This window comes from Nostoc sp. DSM 114160 (assembly GCF_053470305.1).
Window position 1 is genome coordinate 2,440,658 of sequence record NZ_JBPFGO010000001.1, and the last position, 16,905, is coordinate 2,457,562.

A 16,905-nucleotide genomic window follows, 5' to 3' on the forward strand; every position below is an offset into this window, starting at 1 on the left:
CATTGACAATTAACCAGCAGAATCATTAAAAATGGGGGAAAACTGGCAGTGGTTAACCCGGAAATACCATCTTGGCGCAAAACAGTACAAAGCGAGATTGTAGCTGTTACAGTGTATTCTGACAGAGCATTGGTTACACGGCGAGGTGTAGTTGATTTAACAGGAATTGAACAGGAATTAGTAATTACCCCAGTGCCAATGACTCTAGAAACTGAGTCTGTTCGGGTTAGCGGTACAGGTACGGTAGGGGTGCGCTTGATGGGAGTTAGTAGCGATCGCATCTACACTACTGAACCTGTGGCAGAACGAGTAGCACATCTAACAAGGCAAATTCAGCAATTAGAAGCAGAAAAACGCCACCTGCAAGCCCAAGTAGACGCTTTGGCATTGCAATCTAGTTTTATCGCTGGCTTACGTGAAAAAACAGAAGAACCCTTTGCACAAAGTTTGTCTCGGAAAAATCTCAGCCTGAGCGAAACTTTAGATTTCCTCAACTTTCTCGGCAGCCAGTATAGTGAATATGCGATCGCATCTGGAGAGTGCAAAACTCAACAGCAGGAATTAGACAAACAACTCCAAGCACTCCACACCTCATTGCAAATAATCCAAACGCCCCATCCTAAAGAGAGTTTTAGCTTAGTTGTAGCCGTTGAAGTCGCGGGTGAAGGCGAATTTGAATTAGAAATATCCTACATAGTAAATCGCGCTAGTTGGAATCCGCTTTATGACTTGCGCTTTAGCACTACCAGCGATATTGTACATCTGAGTTACCTTGCAGAAATCACTCAAAGCACTGGCGAAGATTGGATTGGTGCAAATCTCACTCTTTCTACCGCTAAACCGGGATTAGGTACACTTCCACCCAAACTTGAACCCTGGTATATTGATACGCCACTTCCTCAAAGAATGCGACGAGCTCGATTTGCTGCCCAGCCACCACTACTCCCTAGCATACCAGAGCCACCTGCTTCTGCTGCCAGAGTGGATTGGCAAGAAGAACAAGACGAAGTTGCAGAAGATAGTCTGATTCCAGCAGAAACCATTACAGCAGAAGTATCCAAAGAAGGGAGTGTAGTCACCTTTAAATTGAATGGCGGTGGTAACATTCCCAGCGATGGCGCACCTCATAAAACTACGATTTTCAACGATGATTATCCTTGTAGCTTCGATTATGTAGCAATGCCGCGCTTGGTAAGTTTTGCTTATCTGCAAGCGAATGTGAAAAATAGTCTCAACGGTGCGACTTTGTTACCAGGCAAAGCGAATATTTTCCGCGATAACGTTTTTATTGGGACAACTCAGTTAGAAAATATTGCACCAGGGCAAGAATTCAAACTGAACTTAGGAATTGACGAAGGTTTAAAAATTGAGCGCGACTTAGTTGAACGCCTGGTAGATAAAAGATTAATTAGCAACCAGCGCCGGATTACTTATAGTTATCGGTTGATTGTTACTAACTTACTAGAGAAAGAAGTAAATCTAAAATTAACTGAACAATTGCCAGTTAGCCGCAACGAGCAAATTAAAGTACGCCTCAGTCGCAGCAATCCACAAATTCAACTCGGTGAAATGGGGATTTTAGAATGGCTGTTAACTTTTCCAGCCCAAGAGCGACGAGAGATATATTACCAGTTTAATGTTGAACATCCGCCCGACTTAATGGTAGTTGGATTAGATATTTAAATTATAGATATTTTAAATCGGAGAGATGGCTGAATGCGATGTCTGACGAGAATCTGCTGCGCATTCAAGAACCTTTGGAAGCTATATTATAAGCAATTAAACTTGTGCGATGCCTCTGCATGAACAGCGATCATCCAATTAAAATATTGTTTTTAGCATCCGATCCTAGTGATGCTTCTCGGCTACGTTTGGGGCAAGAGTTGCGAGATATTCAGGAAAGACTACAACTTGGGAAATACCGAGAGAAGTTTGTACTAGAGCAACGAATGTCAGTGCGTCCAGGCGATATCAGTCAGGCACTACTAGATTTTGAGCCTCATATTGTACATTTTTCTGGTCATGGTACAAATACTGGCGAGCTTTGTTTTGAAGATGAATTAGGAAAAATTCAGTCTGTCACACCCGATGCTTTAGCGGCATTGTTTGCACTTGTAGATGAACAAGTCAATTGTGTAATCTTGAATGCTTGTTATTCAGAAACTCAGGCAAAAGCAATTTCTCAGCACATCAATTTCATTATTGGTATGAATCAAGCAATTGGGGATAAGGCTGCGATCGCATTTGCTGTTGGATTTTACAAAGCACTTGCTGCAAACCGCTCAATTGATAAAGCTTACAAGTTTGGCTGTGTAGAGATTCAAATAGAAGGTATTCCAGAACATTTAACCCCAGTTCTTTACGAAAAAAAAAACAGGTAAAGAATAACCCAGAACCTGTTAAATATATATTTGTATTGAGCGCCACTATTGATGAAGTTAACAAGCCACTAGCAGAAGCTATTATTGCTCATTTGCGTCAAATTTCCGGAGATGCATCTTTGACACTACAGAGAATTGAGACAGGCAGTGTAAAGTTAGTTTTGGAAGGCTCCCAAGAGGGGATGGAGAAGATTTTGGCTCTGTTCAGAGAAGGAAAGCTGACTGAAATATTGGGTATTCCTGTCCAGAATGTACAGGTTGTAGCTTCTTCAATACAGGAAACCGCTACCCCACAACTTAGAGTATTCACCACAAACTCGGAGCAAAAGGAAACTATTGTCGAGTATATAGAGTATGGAGGTTCTAGGAGGCAGGGAATCGCCACCCTCAGACTGGGTTTTGAGGAAGGCAATCTCACTATGACAACGGATGTGGAAAAACTGGCTCTAGATTGGCAAAAGCGCTTGGCTGTGGAATGTCCAGACCAAAATGAAGCCGCAAGGCAAAGCATTATTCTCTGGCTGTTGGGATCTGACTCAAAACGGTTCGATCTGTATAATCCTAAAGAACTAGATATCGCCAAGCAAGCGATGGAATATCGCTGGAGGATTTTACGTCAACGCTACTTGGGGTTGGGGCGAGAACGTGCTTATCGCAACTTGATAACCCGATTGGGGAGTTTAGTAACATTACGGAATAAAATTCAGACTTGGGTTTCCCTCAGCCGCGATCGACAGCGTAGTGTAATGGATGTGTTACAAGAAGTACTCCAAGAGTTACTCCAAAACGACAGCCAGATGCAACAGCAAATGGCTGATATTGCCAAATATACAACCGATAGACGATTGGGAGATGCTCTGCTATTTGCCAGTTTAGAAGAATATTGTCTGCGACCAGTAAGGAATCAACCCCTATTAGCTTACCGATTTGTGAATTATTTGCGTCGCACTCAGCGCGGTGGTTTAACCCAAGTGCCGGGACGTGATTTGGTTCGCCTAGTCTCAGAAGAAGTTCTCACAGACGACAGTGACAATCGAGTTAACTTAGTCGATAATCAGGCGATCGCAGAATATATTGAAGCACAACAACTAGAAGAACAACAAGGGCTGCGCCAGTCAGTACAAAAAGAATTTGAAAATTATTTACAAGAAAATCTCGGCACAGAAGCAGTGGAATGGCTGCGGCTGTATCTGCAAGGGAAGTCCCAAGAAGAGATCGCCAAAAAACTGAATAAGCCAACTAAAGAAGTCTACCGTCTGCGAGAAAAAATTAGTTACCATGCTGTACGTGTTTTTGCCCTCAAAGGCAATCCAGAACTCGTAGACAACTGGCTCTCAATTTCCTTGCAAGAACATAACTTGGGATTAACCCAAAACCAATGGCAGCAACTTGATGAAAAATTGACTTCTCTAGGGCGACAAATCTTAGATTTGCGCAGAGCAGGTAATTCAATAGAAGCCATAGCCGAACAGTTAAAACTCAAAACCCATCAAGTGCTAGGTGAATGGACGAAAGTCTATCTTGCAGCCCAAGCTTTAAGAACCCAAGAGTAAGCCGAGGGCTTATTGATATTTTTTCTCAAATTATTATATACAAGGTTGGCTAAAGGTTTTTTCTTTCCTTTTCTCCTTAACTTAATACAGCCGAGTTAAGCATTTTTTCTTCTCTCAGTGTTCTCTGCGCCTCTGTGGTAGTCTGCGGCAATCAGCTTCTCTACGTTCGCGCAGCGTGTCGCAGACAGACGCTGCACGAAATCTACGTTAAAAAAATTGACTTTAAAAGATTTTAGCCTTAACCCAAGCGTATTGCCCCTTAACCGACAAATCTTGAGAGGTATCTAACTTTGGCAGGCTCGAACTGCTTCGCCAGAATTTGCGATCGCAGATAAGTTAGCTTTATCTCAACCATGAGTCTTTTTTTTGTCAAGTCTTATTGACCAATTGTAACAAAAACGTTATATTTATTTACATAAGATAACAAAACAAAGAAAAAACCATGTATACCACCACTAACGAAGACGGCATTCTCAACAACTACGCAGCAGAACCCAAGATGTACTACGCTGAGTACCCAGCAATTTGGGAACAACGTAAATACGTTTTACAAAGTCTTTTTGCAACTTTAATCGTCACCGCTTTAGTTTTGGTTGGTTTTAGTGTTAGCTAAGATTTTTTGATTTCAGTATCGCTGTATCTCATCGTCATTCAGACTTCTCTCTATAACCCCGGTTAGTTTCGCCGGGGTTTTTTGTGTTTTACGTATCCCAAACGGTGGTAGTGTGCTGATAAGTCATTTTTATATTTACTATCAGTCTTTTTTTGTCAAGCCATGTTGACCATTTGTAACGAAATTGTTATATTTATTTACATAAGATAACAAAAGAAAAAAAGAAAAAACTATGTACACCACCACCAACGAAGACGGCATTCTCAACAACTACGCAGCAGAACCCAAAATGTACTATGCTGAGTACCCAGCAATTTGGGAACAACGTAAATACGTTTTACAGGGTCTTTTTGCAACTTTAATCGTCACCGCTTTAGTTTTGGTTGGTTTTAGTGTTAGCTAAGATTTTTTGATTTCAGTATCGTTGTATCTCATCGTCAATCTCACTTCTCGACTTTACCTCGGCTAAATTAGCCGGGGTTTTTTGTGTTTGTTGAGAATCAGTGCGATTTTATCTGCATCCTAGCTTTTTTTATCGCCCCGTCAGCAACAAACCACTGGTCAGCCATAAAATAAGGAACAAAAGAAGCCAGAACTGGTTACTGGTTGCGCTGGTGGGATGAGGCAGGTAATTTGTTACTTTGGGCAGTGGAACAAATTGAACAGGAACGCAGCAAAAAGAACGGCTAATTGCCTATCTACAATCTCAAGGTATCGATCCAAATAATTTGCCCTAGCATATACAAATAAAATTTTCAAGTATTTGAGTGACTCAGTTTAAGCAAATAAGTGCTACAACCGTTACGCCTATCAAGAAGTGGGGCATTATACAGAAATTCAAGCACGGGTGAAAAAGCTACTCCCACAGAAAAAAGCAAGAGAGGAAAAAAATAGGTTTTTGCTGAATCAAAAGCCAGAATTATTCGTCACTGAAACTATCAATTCCCTACTTATTTCTCCTGGAGGATGATTTATGTCATCACAAATGCTGCGGTTGATATCTTTGGGCAGTCTTGGCTTATCTTTGTGTCTGGGCAATTCGGCAGCAATGGCGCAATATGATTCTAATGGCGATGGTGTAGTAGTACCAACAGTACCATCAGGTGGCACATCAGCACCAGTCCCAATAGACACATCCACAGGTGTACCACCTTCACCCTCTGCTGATGGTACAACCCGGTTTACCTGTCAGACTTATAATGGACAGTATACTGTCATGTACCAGCCACAAAGTCAACCAGGACAATTCTTTCCTTGGGCAGCACCTGCGGCTTTAGGTGGTGGTTGGGACGCACAAAGGCGTTGTACAGCAATTGCCAGTCGTTTGGAACTTTATCGCCCAGATGGTTTACAAGAACTCCAGACAGCCGTAGAAAATAACGAAAATATTGTCTGCGTCACAACAGAAGCTAACCCAACCTGTAGAATTGTGTTGACAGTCCCTCGTGGCAAAGATCCCTACGTTATCCGCAATAGCATTTTCCAAAACTTGACTACTGCTGACAGTGGACAACAAACTATTGCCGTTAACACTTATGGCGATCGCAGTAGTGGAGGCAACGAATTATATAATTTAGGACGCACACTTCTAGGCGGTGGCAATAATCGGATTAGCTCATCTAGAAGTGGGATTAATCTGAAACCTTTCCTCGATCGTCAAGATGGTGGTACTGGAAACAATTTGCGGAGTGGAGTTGCAATTCGTCGTCAGTCTCAACCTAACGGTGTTCGTCTCAACCCTGGTAAATTCCGGTAAGCAAGAGTGGCTTTTAATACAAAATGACTTTCAAATAAAAAATATCCAACTACTTATTGTGGGGCGGACAAGATGTCTGCCTTTTTTTATGGACATAAAATTGCTGTCCCTCGGACTTATTCAAAATGTCGGGGATCTAAATCCAACTGTATATTATTTATTCTTTTAACCTTTTGCTAGCAGTTTCTTAACGTTGCTGAGATAACTTGAGGTTGCTGAATAGGGATTAATACTAGTAAAAACCGTAGCTTTTTTGACTAAAAAATAGTTTTTTTTAATAGCGATCTTGCGATTGCTAATGTGACTTGATTATGTTGGCAAATTATTACTGAACATCAGCTTTTCAGGCAATTTTCAAACAATACAAAATAAATTGAAGGAGACGTTATTCATGGCTTTGACACAAGGCGATATTGCTTTTATCTCTTTCAATGCTAATGAAAATGGCTGGTCTATTGTCACATTTGTAAATATAGATCCGAATACAACTATTTATTTCAGTGACGGCACAGTTTCGAGTCCAACCACCATTGGTAGTACTGAATCTTCGTTTGTATGGAATACGGAATGTTGGAATGCTAGCAGCAATCAGATATTCGACAGTGGCTGTTACTCGTTTCGTCTTTATTTAACGCAGATTTAATCAAACTCCGATTTCTCTGTGTACTCTGCGCCTCTGCGGTTCCTTATTCCCAATTTTCAAAGCAGTCTCATATCTAGAATCTATCTCAGAATTAAACATGGTAACTACTAATACAATTCGCTTTTCTCAATTCAACGCTTCTTTGAATCGTAATGCCGAAGGTCAGTTAGTCAGCGATTTGTCTACCCCTGACAACGCTCAAGCAAAGGCAGTTGCAGAAATTATCCAGCGTAATAACCCGGATGTGTTGCTAATTAACGAGTTTGACTACTCCCCGGAGGCAGTTCAATTATTCCGGCAAAATTACCTAGCCGTTAGCCAGAATGGTACAACACCCGTTGACTACCCCTACTTCTACATCGCTCCTTCCAATACAGGTATTGCCTCTGGTTTTGACTTGAACAACAATGGCACAACAGTTACAACCCCAGGCGAATTGGGATATGGCGATGATGCTTTCGGATTCGGGAATTTCCCTGGTCAATATGGGATGTTGCTGTTATCCAAATATCCCATCGATACTGCCAACATCCGCACCTTTCAAAATTTTCTATGGAAGGATATGCCTAATGCTTTGCTTCCTGACGATCCGACAACACCACAGCCAAATGATTGGTATTCTCAGGAGGAATTGGCAGTCCTACGCCTTTCTTCTAAAAGTCACTGGGATATACCCATCCAAGTAAACGGTGAGACAATTCATGTCCTCGCCAGCCACCCCACACCCCCAACCTTTGATGGTGTGGAAGACCGCAACGGTAAGCGCAACCACGACGAGATCCGCTTTTGGGCAGACTATATTACCCCTGGTAATGGTAATTACATTTACGATGATGAGGGTAAAACTGGCGGTATTGCTACTGGATCGAGCTTTGTGATTGTGGGCGATCAAAATGCAGATCCGTTGGATGGTGATAGTTTTGACAACTCTATTCGTCAATTGTTGCAAAATCCCAATATCAATACTAATGTCATCCCTACCAGTCTGGGTGCGCGCCAACAAGCAGACTTACAAGCTGGTGCAAACGCTAGCCAAAAGGGTAATCCTAGCTTTGACACCGCAGACTTTGCCGATACGACTCCCGGAAACCTGCGGACTGACTATGTGCTACCTTCCGCTAACCTGACAATTGCCAACTCAGGAGTATTTTGGCCTCTAAATACTGATTCAACATTTCCTTTGGTAGGTACTTTTCCCTTCCCCAGTTCTGACCATCGCTTGGTGTTCGCAGATGTGCAAACCGGAGCAACCGAACCAGGTAAAACCATTCCCAATGTTGGATTTGTAGGGCAGAGTACTTTTGCCACAGGCTTTATTCCTGCTGGCGTGGCGGGAACTGTGAATGGGGTACAAACTCCACTAGGCGGACTATCTGGTGTAACCTACGATGCAGTTAACAACCGCTACTATGCAATCTCAGACGATCGCTCTCAAGTTGCCCCTGCCCGTTTTTATACCTTCACTGCTACCAATTCTGGGGTGAATTTTACTAATGTTACACCCCTAAAAGATACCAACGGCAACTTTTTTGCAACTAACAGCCTAGATCCAGAAGGTATCGCTTTAACCAATAATGGGACAGTCTTCATCTCCTCAGAGGGCGAAGTTAATCCTACTGCTGGTCGTGTTACCAATCCTTTTATTAAAGAGTTTTCGCTAACCACAGGGCAAGAAGTGCGATCGCTATTTGTCCCCAGCAAATTTCTACCAGTACTAGAAGACAGCAACAGCAATGGTGTTATCGATGCAGGTGATACGCAGACATCAGGTGTTTACAATAACTTAGCTTTTGAAAGCCTCACCATTACACCCGACCAGAAAACCTTATTCACTGCGACTGAAAACGCGTTGTCCCAAGATGGATTAAAGGCTTCGCTCACCAGTGGCAGCCCTTCCCGGATTCTGCAATACAATCTAGTTACTGGACAACCAGAAAAAGAATACCTCTATATTACTGATGCCATTCCCGAAGCACCCAACCCTAGCACAGGCTCCGCTGACAATGGTTTGGCAGACTTATTAGCAATAGATAATCGAGGCACATTACTGGCGTTAGAACGTTCCTTTGCACAAGGTGTAGGCAACACGATCAAAATCTACGAAGTTTCTTTGCAAGGTGCAACTGACATCAGTTTCTACGATTCTCTCAACAATCTGAGTACTGAACAACTAGCAGCTATTAAACCCGCTCAAAAACGACTGCTGTTGAATTTAACTGACCTGAATCTGCCTACTGATGCAAACCACCCGATTACAGGAGTGGATAATATAGAAGGTCTTGCCTTCGGCCCCAAATTAGCAGATGGTCGTCAGTCGATTGTGCTGGTAAGTGACAACAACTTTGGTAGTACCCAATATACCCAAATCCTCACTTTGGGTGCAGACTTAGTTCCGACCGCTGCTCCTACACTAGAAACTCGTCCTGCTTTATTTGACGATGAAGATCCAGCGCTAGCTGCTGTAGATCGAAATGCTGATGCTGATGATCCTGCCATCTATGTCAATGCCGCAAATTCTGCCGATAGCCTAGTACTAACCTCAGTCAAAAATGCCGGACTGCGGGTTTATGACTTGTCTGGCAATTTGTTACAAACAGTTAATCCTGGTGGCATTCGTTACAATAACATTGACCTGCAATACGGTTTTAAATTAGGCAATCAATCTATTGATATTGCCGTAGCTAGCGATCGCAACAATGATAAACTAGCAATCTTCAAAATCAACCCCAACCCCACTACCCCCGGACAATATTTGGAAGATATCACTGATAGCAATATTGGTACTATCTTCCAAACAGCACCTTTTGAACCTCCCTATTCTGCATCAACTCGCAGTTCTTACGGAGTTACCTTATACCGTAGCCCCATAACTAATGATTACTATGTCTTTACCAGTCGGCGAGAAACTGGAGATATAGCTCAGTTCAAATTGATTGACAAAGGGAATGGCAAAATTGGCGCTGAACTGGTGCGGGAATTTACCATCCCCTCACCTACCACAGAAGGGCGTTCTCCTCAAACAGAAGGTATGGTAGTTGACCAAGAAACCGGCTTTCTCTACATAGCCCAAGAAGATGTGGGCATCTGGAAATTCCAGGCAGAACCGGACGGTGGCACAACAGGTAGGCTGATCGATCGCGTCCGTTTTGAGGGTGGTTCTCACCTTACCGATGATGCCGAAGGGTTGACTATTTATTACGGCAAAAACGGCACAGGCTACTTGTTAGCATCCAGCCAAGGCAATAGCACCTTTGTTGCCTACACACGTGAAGGTAACAACGAATACGTAGGTAACTTTGCCATTGGTAACAATGGGTCAATTGACAGCGTGCAAGAGTCAGATGGGGCTGATGTAATTAATGTGCCACTGGGGCCTAACTTCCCATTTGGTTTATTTGTCACTCAAGATGGTTCTAATGAACCTGCCAAAATAGTTAGCGATGAAGGTGAAGAAGAAAACATCAGCTCTAACTTTAAACTGGTGCCTTGGGAAAATATAGCCAATGCCTTCCCCAATTCTCTAAATATCGATACCACTAGTTACGATCCTCGCAATCCTGTTGCCCAACCCAAGCTGACTATCTATGAATTTGAAAATCTACCGAAGTTAGGCACGACCTCTAAAAATCAAGATATTTTCTTGGGTGGTTTTTCTGGGTTGTATTTCCAAGGGTTTGCAGCAAATGGCAACCTGAAATTTGTCACCAACACAGATCGTGGCCCCAATGGAGAACCTGATGGTGTCAAAAGACCATTTTTATTACCCGACTTCCAACCAGAAATAGTCAGCTTTGAACTCAACCGCACCACAGGTGAAATCAACATTACCAACAGAACAGAACTATTTCGCCAAGATGGAACGACCCCATTAACGGGATTGCCTAACTTGCAAGCTGTAGGAAACGGTTTAGCCTACACAGATGAAATTGCCGTTGACTTAGACAACAATGTTCTACCTAACGATCCTTTGGGTGCTGACTTAGAAGGCATTGTAGTTGCGGAAAATGGAGATTACTGGTTGGTGGATGAGTACCGTCCGGCAATTTACCACTTTGACACTAATGGAAAGCTGATTGACCGCTTTATCCCTCAAGGAACTGCCACAGCACCCAACCCAGACCAACCCAGCGGAACTTTTGGCACTGAGGTATTGCCAGCAGTTTATGCCCAACGCCGCAATAATCGAGGATTTGAAGCTGTCGCCCTAGAAGGTAATAAATTATATGCCTTTATTCAGAGTGCGATCGATAATCCAGATGTCGCCAATGATGCGACTTCCAAAGCTTCTCTCAACCTGCGAATTCTAGAGTTTGATATTGTTACCAAGCAGGTAACGGGAGAGTATTTATATCGCCTAGAAGGTCTACTAGGAACCGATAAGATTGGCGATGCAGTTTCTTTGGGTAACGGCAAATTTGCAGTAGTTGAACGAGATGACAATGCTACATCTGCTGGCAATAAACTAATTTACCAAATTGATTTAGCTGGGGCGACCAACATCAACAACCCTGCTAACTTTACCTTGCCAGTTGGTAAAACTATTGAACAACTTACCTCTGCGGAGTTAGCTGCTGCCAATATTACCCCTGTCAGCAAGAGTTTGATTGCTAATGCTGCTCAGTTGGGTTACACCGGGGTGGAAAAATTAGAAGGTCTAGCATTGGTAGCACCCAATACTCTAGCTTTGATTAACGACAACGATTTCAATATTACAGGTAATACGGCTGCTGAAAAACTGGGTATTCTCGAATTACCCAATAACCTAACAGGTGTAGAGCCTATTTTCCCGAACGGTTTTGGTTCTAGCAACAGCGATACTGTCAATCTTGAGCCAGGACAATTCTTTAATGCAGGTGATGGAGCAGACTTTGTAGAAGGTGCTGAAGGTAACACAATCCTAGCTGGAAACGGAGATGATACAGTGCTTGCAGGGAATAACTCTTCAGTTTCCGGGGAAGATGGTAGCGATCGCATATTTATCGGTCAAAATGGCTCGGCTCAAAATACCAGTGTCGATGGTGGCAGTGGTGATGATGTTATTACTGTGGTGGAAGCCAATGGTAGTAATAATTTGTTTGGGGCGGCAGGTGATGATAATCTCACAGTAATTGAAGGTTCTCGTCAATCATTATTCGGTGGCTCAGGTAACGACACCCTCACAAGTAACGGTAGCAATAACCGTCTCTACGGTGGTTCTGGCGATGACAAACTCTTCTCTAATGTCAATGATTCTCTGTTTGGTGGCGATGGTGACGATCTGCTATTTGCTGGTCAAGGGGGTAGCGATCGCTTGAGTGGTGGTGCTGGTGCTGACCAATTCTGGATTGCTAACGCCAGTCTGCCAACTAGCAAGAACATTGTGACTGATTTTACAGTTGGCATTGATAAAATCGGGCTGGGCGGTATTGGTGTTACTCAGTTTAATACCCTGACACTATTGCAACAGGGTAGTGATACTATCGTGAAAATCGGAAATACCGAGTTAGTTTCATTGCTAGGAATTACATCAACTAGGCTCACAGCAAATGACTTTGTTTTCTCTAGCAGTGTTGTAGGTTAATTTGTTCGCCTAGTAGTCTGGCAAGTCAACTTTGCTAGGTGAGACATCCGGATATAACCGTCCCATTTTATTGCGTGCATCCGTAATTTTAAAGCGCCAATTTACACTCGCTTTACTAGAATTGCGATCGCTCTGCCAAGAAGCGATTTCTTGAGATAGTGTTTGAACGTCAGCAATTCGTCTTTCTAAGCATTGACGTGCTAAAACGGATAACTCAATCTCAACTTGATTTAGCCAACTCCCATGCTTAGGCGTGTAGTGAAATTCTAGTTTTTGGACAATTCGACGTGCTTCTTCTGGTGAAAAGAATTCGTACAAAGCAGCTGGATTATGTGTGTTGAGGTTATCAACTACCAGACGAATTGACTCGGCTTGTGGACAATGAATATCTACTAAATTCTTCATTTGTAAAGCAAAATCTTTTTTCGTTCTCTGTTGTGTAACCTCAATATGCCGCCAACCTTTATGAGGTTCAAAAATTGCAAATAAATTGACACTCCCATTGCGTTTATACTCGTAGTCATAACGAAGAGGTTGCTCTGGTTCGGGTGGTAACGGTTCTCTAATATCCTCTAATAAAGGATATGGGCGTTCATCGAAACAAATTACTGGATGTTTTGGGTCATCTGGTTGGCTATATAAATCTAGTAAATCTTCCATCCGTAAAACATACTCGGCATCTACTTTGGGAATGCACCATTGTTCCTTTAACCAAGGTTTAATTTCGTTTTTTTTAAATAGGAACGAACAGTTTCTTTAGAAACTGAATCTACGATGTTTAAACTTACTATGCGCTCTGCTAATAGTTTCATCGTCCAACGATTTCTTCCTGATGGTGCTCTAGAACAAGCTGTTGCAATCAGAAATGCTTCTTGTTCACCATCTAATTTACGTTGTTTTGGTGGATGAGGCCGGTCTTGTACAGCTAATTCAATTCCTCCCTCTACGTATCTAGCACGAGTACGCTCTACGGTTGAAACGTGTACTCTTAGACATTCTGCGATCGCTTTGTCAATTTCTCCCTCCCATGCCATCAACAGTATATGGGCGCGAGTCATACTCCTTGCTTTACTCTTGCCTGTTTTGATTAGCGATCGCAGTTTTTCGACTTCTTCTGTACTCAAATTTACTGTATACTTCTTTGCCATGATGTTACCCGCAGCCACACTTCAAATAGCTTATCAAAAATCTGTTTCACCCTGCAAAGTTGACTTGCCAGACTACTAGTATGATTGTTACAGCTTCATTACACAGCAAAAGTTAATGAAGCTGTACTCAATGATTGCAAAAACCCTTATTTATAAAGTTCTCCCGCAGCCTACAAATGCCAAGACGCGTTCGCCTTTGGCGTAATTACTCAATTTTTTTTAGTCTACCATCCCATATTTCTGCTCAATCAAACTCAACAGTCTGTTCTCAAATCAGGTCAAATGCGATCGCTTCAACTTCCCAAAGATTTCAATAATGCTTCGATTGGTGCTTTTAAATTTCCATTATGCTTTTGTTATTCGGCACGCAAAACATTTAAAAGCTTGCTGTCCTGAAAGATTGTCATAGTACTTTTGGTCAATCAAGACATTAGCTGCTTCATAGTATGGTGTGCCTAAATCTTGAGCCATTTGTTGTTGGGAACCAAACCAATTAGGTACAAAAATAGTATCTTCTCGAATTCCCTGCCAAAGCAATGCTGTGCCTTTGATCGATCCTCTGGGACTTTCAACAATAATCTCGTCACCATTTTCAATACCAGCAGTTTGCGCGGTTTTTGGGTGAATTTGTACTAAGCGAACACCATTTTTTTGCTTGCCTGTGTAAGTCCAGTGAGTAACAGAATGAAAATGAACTATACTAGACCTGCCAGTAGTCCCCATTAGTGGGTACTTTTTATGTATTTCATTAGTCGAAAGTTTTCCCAACTTCACATTGTGAGTCAGTGCGTGGGGATTCACCGGATTTTTTACTAGTTCTGCTAGATACTCGATTGTCGGATTTCTACCTGTAACTTCTGGGTGGGTATAGAAAATAGGTAATGCAGAGTGTCCCGCTTTTGTCAACTGCTTTTGTAACTCTGAAGTGTAGATTTCCACTTTTCCACTAGGAGTTAGAAATCGCTTACCAATATTATCAACATTCAGGCTTTCTGCGGCCTGATACCAAGACGAACAATCCAGATAAAGAGTGCTGACACCAGGATGATCTACAGTTGGGCAAGGCCAACGTAAGGGTTCGGTGCGTTCACTCAGCCTTTGTTGAGTCATACCAGCCATGCCTGGAGTGTTCGCCACAAAAGTTGCCCACAGATGGCGGTAGTCTTTCCAAGAAGAAGGAAAGTTGTCCTGCCAGTATTGCGGTGGATTACGTTTGTCTAATTTAGCTGTGGCGTGTGCTAATTCAATCCAAATGTGCCAATCTGGTTTTGATTCACCTACAGGCGCAACTACTTGTTGTTGCCAACGAATTGCCCGATCGTCTCGTCGCATATAAACAGTTTCCATCTCAAAACCACTGGTGACGGGCAAGATGATGTCGGCATAATAAGCCGATTCCTCCATAAATAATCCCGTGTAAACATAAAATTCTAATTGGCGGTAAGCCTGTTGTACTTTAGTTGTGTTGGAACAAGCTAGCAGAGGATTGCCTTGAGTTATGAGTGCTTTGAGTTGATAAGGTTGACCGGAGATGATAGCTTCGCTAAGATAATCCGGCCCAACTGGTAAAGCTATATCTTTTTTAGGTATCTTGCCTTGAATCGGTGGTAGATTTAATCCCCCTGGCCAAGTGTTGTGCATGAAATTGCAGCCACCACCAGGAATACCAATATTGCCCGTAATCGCCGCCAAGAATGCCAGACAGCGGTAAGTATCAAAAGCATTCAGTTGATGGGAAATGCCTGCATTGCAGAAAATAGCAGCAGGCTTGGTTTTAGCATAAGTTTCAGCTATAAATTTGATTTTTGATACTGGAACATCCGTAATTTCTGCCGCCCATTCTGGTGTATAATTATTGCTCTTGAGGTGTTTTTTGAGTTCTGCAAAACCCAGCACCCACTTTTGTATAAAAGCAGCATCATATAAGTTATGAGTAACTATGTGGTAAAGCATTGCTAAGACTAAAGCCAAGTCTGTGTGTGGTTTGGGTGCAATCCACTCATCAGCTTGCGCTCCTGTGGGAGTTAAGCGTGGGTCGATGACTACTAATTTGGCTTTGGTTTTCGCTCGGCTTCTCAAAAGGTAAGTAAAGGTAACAGGATGAGTTTCTGCTTGATTCGTACCCAAAAACAGGAAGAATTTAGCCGAGCCTAAGTCTTCTTTTTTAGTTGCGCCATCAATCCCATAACCATTGGTAAAATTGCCTAATCCAAATGTCCAAGCCAAGGCATTGCCACCAGCATCATTACATACAGGCCCGACATCAGTATCGTTGGGACTGCCCAACAAATTGAAATAGCGTCCGACCAAAGAACCTGTTCCCCGTGGTAATCTACCAGAAGTTTTATTCGCGATCGCTCTAGCTTCTCCAGCATCTCTAAGTGCCAAGAACTTGCTGGCGATGATTGAAAGAGCTTCATCCCAAGAAATCTGCTCAAATTGTGAATCTGGTGAACCTTTCTCTCCTGCAACCCGCTTCATCGGATATTTTAGCCGAAAGCGATTGTAGACTAGCTCAGTCATCATTGGCCCCTTGATGCAAAAACCACCAGCCTGTACTGGATCGTCCGGCTCACCTAAGACATCTACGATCCGTCCGTCTTTGATATGAACTTTCAGACGACACAGAGAATTACAAAATTGGCAAGCACTATTAACAATTTTGTCTGGCTGTAAGGCTGCTGATTTCTCGGTAAAGTCAAATTCAGTGCTTTGAGAAGGAATCTCCCCGCACTGCCCTTCACTTGTAGCATCTGCTGCATCTGCCACATCTTTTTTTAGTAACTCAACTCCAGTAACCGCAGCTGTGCTAATGGCTACTCCTTGGAGGAAACTACGTCGTGAAGTCTTTTTCCTGCCCTTTGATGTCATGGAAATAGTCTCCTTATTATTTCGCACTGACTAAAGCTTTTCACAAAAACATCGCAAAGTCGGCTTTTTATTAAAAACTAAATACTTGGGCAATTTCATCACTAACACAAAAATGCAAAAAAAATTATACGAGCAGAAATATACACAAAATTTTTGACAACATATTAAGCAAAAGATTGCAATACAACATTTCTTAACCAGTCCACAATTTTTTCACAACTTTTGCTATGTATGTTAATTAATATGCAATTAAGTTTGTTAATTTTGATACCTTAACCCTCTAGTGAGATGTCAATTATAGCGGTTGATATTTAATAGTTCAGAATCAACAAGTTTACAACTCAACTACATCTCTAGATGTCTAGAACTACACATTTTGC

10 protein-coding genes and 1 pseudogene are annotated in these 16,905 nt (G+C 42.4%); 9 read left to right on the forward strand and 2 right to left on the reverse strand.

Going from position 1 to position 16,905, the window contains the following annotated elements; all coding sequences use genetic code 11:
• Positions 1-48 precede the first annotated feature (48 nt).
• From NSTCB13_RS11005 to NSTCB13_RS11045, 9 genes and pseudogenes are all read left to right on the forward strand, one after another.
• Complete coding sequence (locus tag NSTCB13_RS11005) at positions 49-1,683, forward strand: mucoidy inhibitor MuiA family protein (RefSeq protein ID WP_448272397.1); 1,635 nt, start codon at positions 49-51, stop codon at positions 1,681-1,683.
• A 119-nt stretch (positions 1,684-1,802) separates the two neighbouring features.
• The gene (locus tag NSTCB13_RS11010) at positions 1,803-2,381 is read left to right on the forward strand and encodes a CHAT domain-containing protein (RefSeq protein ID WP_445629585.1); all 579 of its coding nucleotides are present in this window, start codon (positions 1,803-1,805) and stop codon (positions 2,379-2,381) included.
• Between the two features lie 35 nt (positions 2,382-2,416).
• A pseudogene (locus NSTCB13_RS11015) lies at positions 2,417-2,626 on the forward strand (hypothetical protein); the annotation flags it as partial.
• A gap of 174 nt (positions 2,627-2,800) precedes the next feature.
• Positions 2,801-3,934 (forward strand): HetZ-related protein 2, encoded by a 1,134-nt coding sequence (locus NSTCB13_RS11020; protein WP_448273179.1) that lies wholly within the window; start codon positions 2,801-2,803, stop codon positions 3,932-3,934.
• 442 nt (positions 3,935-4,376) lie between these two features.
• Positions 4,377-4,547, forward strand: coding sequence for a photosystem II assembly protein Psb34 (gene psb34 / locus NSTCB13_RS11025; RefSeq protein WP_292736552.1), 171 nt, complete (start codon positions 4,377-4,379; stop codon positions 4,545-4,547).
• 232 nt (positions 4,548-4,779) lie between these two features.
• A complete protein-coding gene (gene psb34 / locus NSTCB13_RS11030; RefSeq protein ID WP_194040917.1) occupies positions 4,780-4,950 on the forward strand; it encodes a photosystem II assembly protein Psb34 in 171 nt (56 codons plus the stop codon).
• 570 nt (positions 4,951-5,520) lie between these two features.
• Positions 5,521-6,303: a COP23 domain-containing protein gene (locus tag NSTCB13_RS11035; protein WP_445629586.1), complete on the forward strand. Its 783-nt coding sequence runs from the start codon at positions 5,521-5,523 to the stop codon at positions 6,301-6,303.
• Between the two features lie 391 nt (positions 6,304-6,694).
• Positions 6,695-6,946, forward strand: a complete 252-nt coding sequence (locus NSTCB13_RS11040; protein ID WP_445629587.1) for a hypothetical protein — start codon at positions 6,695-6,697, stop codon at positions 6,944-6,946.
• 97 nt (positions 6,947-7,043) lie between these two features.
• Positions 7,044-12,506: a phytase gene (locus tag NSTCB13_RS11045; RefSeq protein ID WP_448272400.1), complete on the forward strand. Its 5,463-nt coding sequence runs from the start codon at positions 7,044-7,046 to the stop codon at positions 12,504-12,506.
• A 9-nt stretch (positions 12,507-12,515) separates the two neighbouring features.
• Here NSTCB13_RS11045 and NSTCB13_RS11050 read toward each other — a convergent pair.
• Both NSTCB13_RS11050 and NSTCB13_RS11055 read right to left on the reverse strand, forming a co-directional pair.
• Positions 12,516-13,654, reverse strand: a protein-coding gene (locus NSTCB13_RS11050) for an IS630 family transposase (RefSeq protein ID WP_448272402.1) whose coding sequence is annotated in 2 segments (ribosomal slippage) — positions 12,516-13,234 and positions 13,234-13,654 — 1,140 coding nt in all. Because the reading frame shifts where the segments join, the coding sequence is not laid out codon by codon here.
• A gap of 345 nt (positions 13,655-13,999) precedes the next feature.
• Positions 14,000-16,525 (reverse strand): molybdopterin-containing oxidoreductase family protein, encoded by a 2,526-nt coding sequence (locus tag NSTCB13_RS11055; protein ID WP_448269822.1) that lies wholly within the window; start codon positions 16,523-16,525, stop codon positions 14,000-14,002.
• Between the last annotated feature and the right edge of the window lie 380 nt (positions 16,526-16,905).

Excerpts from the sequence above, each read along its gene's own strand:
- NSTCB13_RS11010 (WP_445629585.1), top strand. The coding sequence starts at position 1,803 with ATGAACAGCGATCATCCAATTAAAATATTGTTTTTAGCATCCGATCCT.
- NSTCB13_RS11020 (WP_448273179.1), top strand. The coding sequence starts at position 2,801 with ATGACAACGGATGTGGAAAAACTGGCTCTAGATTGGCAAAAGCGCTTG.
- psb34 (WP_292736552.1), top strand. The coding sequence starts at position 4,377 with ATGTATACCACCACTAACGAAGACGGCATTCTCAACAACTACGCAGCA.
- psb34 (WP_194040917.1), top strand. The coding sequence starts at position 4,780 with ATGTACACCACCACCAACGAAGACGGCATTCTCAACAACTACGCAGCA.
- NSTCB13_RS11035 (WP_445629586.1), top strand. The coding sequence starts at position 5,521 with ATGTCATCACAAATGCTGCGGTTGATATCTTTGGGCAGTCTTGGCTTA.
- NSTCB13_RS11040 (WP_445629587.1), top strand. The coding sequence starts at position 6,695 with ATGGCTTTGACACAAGGCGATATTGCTTTTATCTCTTTCAATGCTAAT.
- NSTCB13_RS11045 (WP_448272400.1), top strand. The coding sequence starts at position 7,044 with ATGGTAACTACTAATACAATTCGCTTTTCTCAATTCAACGCTTCTTTG.
- NSTCB13_RS11055 (WP_448269822.1), bottom strand. The coding sequence starts at position 16,525 with ATGACATCAAAGGGCAGGAAAAAGACTTCACGACGTAGTTTCCTCCAA.